The sequence below is a fragment of the uncultured Corynebacterium sp. genome (assembly GCF_946998835.1).
Lineage (GTDB): Bacteria > Actinomycetota > Actinomycetes > Mycobacteriales > Mycobacteriaceae > Corynebacterium.
The window spans coordinates 64469-70575 of record NZ_CAMQAZ010000012.1 but is presented as its reverse complement, the minus strand read 5'-3'; the positions used below and the strand labels follow the sequence as shown (position 1 = coordinate 70575).

Here is a 6107-nt window from a genome sequence, read left to right as displayed (position 1 = left end):
CCCCAGGCTCAGCCGCAGCAGCAGTACCAGCAGCCGTACCAGCCGCAGCCTGGCCAGAACAACCCTGGCCAGCCGCAGCAGTAGTAGAAGGCCGGTTGAAGCGTGACTTCAGCTACATCCACATCACGTCCTCGGAAGCGCCAACGTAAGCGCAATCCCGAGGGCGTGATGACTATTGTCGAGCACATTCAAGAGCTTCGACATCGCCTCGTTCTCTCGCTAGCGGGTATTGCCATCGGTACTGTTTTGGGCTTCATCTGGTACCAGACCGCCTTTACAATTGGCCAGTTCCGCATACCGTTTACCTCGACCGATGTCGGTCCGCTGCACTTTAAGTCCCTGGGTGAACTGCTCAAGGATCCGTACTGTCAGCTTCCACCCGAGATGCGTCTCGGCGGCGGCGAAGGTGCGGAGTGTCGTCTGCTGGCGACCAGTCCGTTCGAAATGTTCATGCTGCGACTAAAGGTCGGCGCGTTGGCCGGTCTGGTGATGTCGTCGCCATGGTGGCTCTACCAGATTTGGGCCTACATCACCCCTGGCTTGGTTCGGAAGGAACGCCGCACCACCCGCCGAGTTGTGACTGCCGCAGCACTGCTGTTTGTCATGGGTTCGGTCCTCGCTTACTTCGTTGTCGCCTTCGGTTTGGAGTTCTTGCTTCAGATTGGTGAAGAAACGCAGATTTCTGCACTCACCGGTTCGCAATACTTCGGTTTCGTCCTCGCACTAATTCTGGTTTTCGGAGTCAGCTTCGAAGTTCCGCTCTTCGTAGTGATGTTGAACATGGCGGGCGTCATTACCTACGAGGGCATCAAGGACAAACGCAGCATTATCATCATGTCGCTGTTTATCTTTGCGGCTTTTATGACGCCAGGTCAGGATCCGGTGTCGATGGTCGCAATGGCGACGGCGTTGACATTGCTGGTGGAAGTCGCAATCCAGATTTGTCGTCTCAATGACCGTCGTAAAGCAAATGAGCGACCGGAGTGGTTGGACGTCGATGACGAGCAAGGCTCCGGACCGATTACGGCTTCCGGTCCAATTGGCTCTGCTGGCGGTATCGGCGACGTGGGTGGCATCGACGCCCCGACTTCAGTAAGCACGCCGACGTCGATTCAGCCGGGTGGAATGCCGACGGCATCAGCAGCTCCGACGACCTCCCCGATTTCTGGCCCGACGCCAGTGAACCCGCCGACGCCGACGCAGGCATCCCAGATGCGCCCGACTCGCAATTCGCGTCCACCGCGGCCACACGGAATGATTCCGGAGACCCCGATGCCGACGCAGGACTTGCGAAATCGTCCGACGAGTGACTTTGATGATGTTCTCTAGCGTGGTTTATGACACTCTAGAGGCATGACTCTTCTCGGCGATTTCGTTAGCCAACAGGATTTCGATCTTGACGACTTTCAGCTCCGCGCCTGCCAATCAATTGAGGCAGGGCGGGGCGTTGTCGTCTGTGCACCCACCGGTGCGGGCAAGACTATTGTTGGCGAATTCGCTATTTATGCAGCGCTCGACCGCGGTGGTAAGTGCTTTTACACCACGCCCATTAAGGCGTTGAGCAACCAGAAGTACCACGACCTGGTCGAGGACTACGGCGAGGACCGCGTGGGCCTGCTCACTGGCGATACCTCAATTAATGGCGACGCAGACATCGTGGTGATGACCACCGAGGTGCTGCGTAACATGATCTACGCGAACTCGCCGACGCTGAAGAAACTCACGCATGTGGTGATGGACGAGATTCACTACCTCGCAGACCGCGAGCGCGGCGCTGTCTGGGAAGAGGTTATTTTGAACCTCGACCAGTCCGTGGCCGTCATCGGTTTGTCCGCGACGGTGTCCAACTCCGAAGAATTCGGCCGCTGGCTCTCCGCGGTGCGCGGGCACACGGACGTTATTGTCACGGATCTGCGCCCGGTTCCGCTGCATCAGCACATGCTGGTGGGAAACCGGCTCTATCCGCTTTTCGAGGCGAAGTCGGACAAGGTCAATAAGGACCTGCTGGAGGCATGCCGTCGCGCCGAGTTCGGCTATGGCGATGCCGGTTCGAAGGAGCGTTACCAGTACAAAAAGCACAAGGGCGGTGGCCGCTCGTACAGCTGGGGCGACAAGGGGCAGCGTAAGTTCCGCCCGCCGAAGCGCGGCGATGTCATTCGCATGCTCGGTTCCATGAACATGCTGCCCGCGATTGTGTTCATCTTCTCCCGCGCAGGCTGTGAAGGCGCGCTGGCACAGGTCGGTGCTACGCGCGTAGAACTCACTGACCGGTATGAGCAGGACCGCATCGCCAAGATCATCGATGATGGTGTTGCGCACATTCCGAAGGAGGACCTGCAGGTTCTCGGCTTCCTGCGCTGGCGCCGCATTCTCATTCGCGGTTTCGCGGCACACCACGCGGGCATGCTGCCTGCGTTCCGACACATCGTTGAAGAACTTTTTAACGAAGGCCTGGTCAAGGTCGTCTTCGCCACCGAGACACTCGCGCTGGGCATCAACATGCCTGCCCGCACGGTCGTGCTGGAAAAGCTGGTCAAGTACAACGGCGAAGCCCACGTGGACCTCACGCCGGGTCAGTACACGCAGATGACCGGTCGCGCTGGCCGCCGAGGTATCGACACCGTCGGCAATGCCGTGGTGCAGTGGGCACCGGCAATGGATCCGAAGGCTGTCGCAGGACTGGCATCCACGCGCACGTATCCGCTGATTTCCACCTTCGCACCGAGCTACAACATGAGTGTCAACCTCCTGCAAACGCTCGGTTACGAGGGGTCGAAGCGAGTCATGGAGCGCTCATTCGCTCAGTTCCAGGCGGATGGCGACATCGTCGGAATCGCCGCCGAACTGTCCAAGGCCAAGCAAGAAGCCGCGGCCCTGCGTGCGGAACTGCTCGGCAGGGGAGCCGATGCGCACGCTGAAGGGTCGGAGGCTGAAGCGTCGTCGTCAAGCGGGGAGGGCAGTTCGCGTGACGACGAGCGCCTGACCCAGATGCTCGAATACCTGGATCTGCGCGCGAAACTGACTCAGGAGGAGAAGAACGCCAAGCGCCGCAATATTGAAGACCGTCACACGGAAACGGTGACCGCGCTGCGCAGACTCCGTCGAGGCGAAGTGATTCCGCTGCCGAAGGGGAAAAAGGTGCAGCTGGCGGTGGTGTACCGGGAGGACCATTCGAAGTCGAATCCTCGTCCGGGTGTCATCAGCGTCGGCGGATTTGTGGGACGTGTGGAGCCGCATATCTTCCCAGCAGCACCGCAGACAGTCGGCTCGATTAAGCTGCCGCGGGATGCGGACCGGCATCCGCGACGTGCGCTCGGGATTGTGCGCGCAGAGATTGGCCGCAAGGGACTGAAGGGACCAAAGCGGCTGAAGCGTCGCACTGGCGGCAACTCGCCGGCGGTGAGGAAGCTGCGGCAGGAATTACGAGAGCACCCGCTGCATGGCGATCCGGCGGTGGAGACGATGGCTCGTCACGCCGATACTCTGCGGCAGGCCGAGGCGCATGTGGCCAAGCTGCAAAAGCGCGTCGATTCCGCCTCGGATACGTTGGCGCGCACGTTCGACCGAATGCTGCAGTTGCTGGCCCAGATGGACTACGTGGAATGGCCGGAGGGTGCGGAGCCGACGATTACCGAGGAAGGCCTGCGGTTGGCGCAGATTCACAATGGGTCGGATCTGCTGGTGGCCACGTGTCTGCGGCGTGGCATCTGGGATAACCTAGACCCTGCGGAGCTCGCCGGTGCGGTGTCGAGTTTGGTCTTTGAAAACCGCAAGGCCAGCCAGGGCAGTGACGAGGTGCCGACCGAGCCACTGGCCAAGGCACTGGGGAATACCTACCGCATCTGGGAGGAACTGTCGGAAGATGAGCGCCGCTATCGCCTACCGGTAACGAACTTGCCGGATATGGCTTTTGCCACCGCAATCCATCAGTGGACTGCTGGCGCACCGCTGGGGTACTGCCTGCAGGCCGCGGCCGAAAGTGGAGCGGAGCTGACCCCAGGTGACTTTGTCCGCTGGTGCCGTCAGGTCATTGATCTGCTGCAGCAGATTAAGAAGACCGGTTACTCCACGGACATTCGCGACAAGGCAGAGGAGGCTATCCAGGCAATCCGCAGGGGAGTAGTGGCGCTGAATAATTAGTGTTCAGTCAGCGTCTATAGGTAAACAGCGACCGTACAATCAACGGCGAAAGAACTTAAAAGATGACGAAGTGACACACATTCACCGATTGGCTTGAGTAAGGTTAACCGTTAATTGTGTTACGAACTACACAGTTGCCCTGCTACTACAACCATCACCGACAAATTCGTCGGTATTACAGATTGCCGACACTTCCTCACCCTCAATCTGCCGGAGCATTCCATGCCTTTCTCACTGCCGTTTACCTCAAATGACCGCCCAGACGCTCGGAAGAACAGGCTGATCGCCCTGCCCTTCCACGACGATGTCCGTCATTTCCTCAAAACCTTCCGTCCGTTGCAGCAGTCCGGCATCTACCCGGACAAGCCCTCCGGCGAAACCCGCCCAATTTTCCGCTGCATCAGCCGCTGGGGCATGTCCCAGGCCATGACGGTCGAGATGAACTGCATCCGCACCCCGGATTCGCTAGCTCTTGTCGATGACCTCGGTGAGCGTACCTACAAGCAGCTGCGCGATGATGTCTGGGCATTCGCCAAGGGACTGCACAAGCGAGGCATCGGCCCCGAGGACACCATTGCCATCATGGCCCGTAACGGCCGAGGCATCATCTACCCATTCATCGCTTGCGGCTACCTGGGCGCACGCATGATGATCATCAACCCGTCGTCGTCAGGCGAGCAGGTCTCCGCCATGCTTTCCGAGTACGGTGCCAACGCGCTGGTTATGGACGACGAGTTTGCCGGCAAGTTCGACATTCCAGAGGGCATTGTCACCGTCATTAGCTACGGCGAAGCCGACGGCTACGAGACGATGCAGCAGCTTATCGACGAGGACGTCGAGATTGACATGCCGGAGAAGGCTCGCCCTCAGCCAATGGTTGTGATGTCCTCCGGTACGACTGGCCTGCCGAAGGGCGTGCAGGTACGCACTCCCAAGACACCGCGAATCCTTGGTGGCATCGTTGAGCGAATCCCGTGGCGTCCGTTTACCACTGTGCAGCTGACGGCTTCGATGTTCCACGGCTGGGGTCTAATCAATGTCAACATTGCACTTGGTACCCGTTCCACCATCATCGCCCGCCGCATCTACGATCCGGTACAAGCAGTAGACGATGCACTGAAGTACAACGTTGATGGCATTGTCTCCTCCGGTGTGTTCCTCAAGAGTTTCGTCGATGAGTTTGAAAAGCGCGACGGCGCTCGTCTGCCGAACCTGCGCTTTGTTGTTGCGGCCGGCAACATTCTCCCGCAGTACGTCTATGAGCGCGTGACCGAGAACTTCGGCGAGGTCATGTACAACTTCTACGGCACCTCCGAAAACAACCAGATTTCCATCGCCACCCCGCAGGATCTCCGTGAGCGTCCGGGTACCGTCGGTCGCCCGACCCTGGGCACCTACGTCAAAATCCTGCACGAGGACGGCACCGAAGCTAAGCCGAATGAGTCCGGCCTGTTGCACTCTGCCTGCTCGTTGACCTTCCTGGGCTACCTGAGCGCAAAGGATAAGGCAGAAGTCCGCAAGAACCTGCTATCCACCGGCGACCTCGCATACATGGATGAAGACGGCTACCTCTTCGTCTACGGCCGCGCCGACGACATGGTCATCCGCGGTGGCGAAAATGTCTACCCACGTGAGGCCGAGGACGCCATCGCCCGCATTCCTGGCGTTGACCAGGTTCATGTGCGCGGTGAGCAGAACGGAAAGGTCATCGCTGATGTCGATGCGTGGGTCGTTCGCACCAACGATTCCGAGGGCGAAGCCCTCACCGAGCAGGCCGTGAAGGACTACGTGCTGGAGAAGCTAGCCGCGCACAATGTTCCAGACCGCGTCATTTTCGTCGACGAGCTGCCATGGAACGATGCCGGCAAGGTTGTCCGCAACAAGCTTCCGCATCCGTCCGAGTTCGACAGGTCGGGCCCGGGCGAGAACCCGCTGGCAGGAATCGACGGCAAGAAGTAAGAAGCAGC

Annotated in this window: 3 protein-coding genes; all 3 read left to right on the top strand. The window is 59.4% G+C overall.

Annotation, left to right across the window (positions count from 1 at the left end; translation table 11 throughout):
* The first annotated feature begins 102 nt into the window (after positions 1 to 102).
* The 3 genes from tatC to Q0U90_RS05885 all read left to right on the top strand — a co-directional run bounded on the left by tatC (position 103) and on the right by Q0U90_RS05885 (position 6099).
* Positions 103 to 1329: a twin-arginine translocase subunit TatC gene (gene tatC / locus Q0U90_RS05895; RefSeq protein ID WP_297452521.1), complete on the top strand. Its 1227-nt coding sequence runs from the start codon at positions 103 to 105 to the stop codon at positions 1327 to 1329.
* A 24-nt stretch (positions 1330 to 1353) separates the two neighbouring features.
* Positions 1354 to 4140, top strand: coding sequence for a DEAD/DEAH box helicase (locus Q0U90_RS05890; protein ID WP_297452520.1), 2787 nt, complete (start codon positions 1354 to 1356; stop codon positions 4138 to 4140).
* Between the two features lie 222 nt (positions 4141 to 4362).
* Positions 4363 to 6099: an AMP-binding protein gene (locus tag Q0U90_RS05885; RefSeq protein ID WP_297452519.1), complete on the top strand. Its 1737-nt coding sequence runs from the start codon at positions 4363 to 4365 to the stop codon at positions 6097 to 6099.
* Positions 6100 to 6107 lie beyond the last annotated feature (8 nt).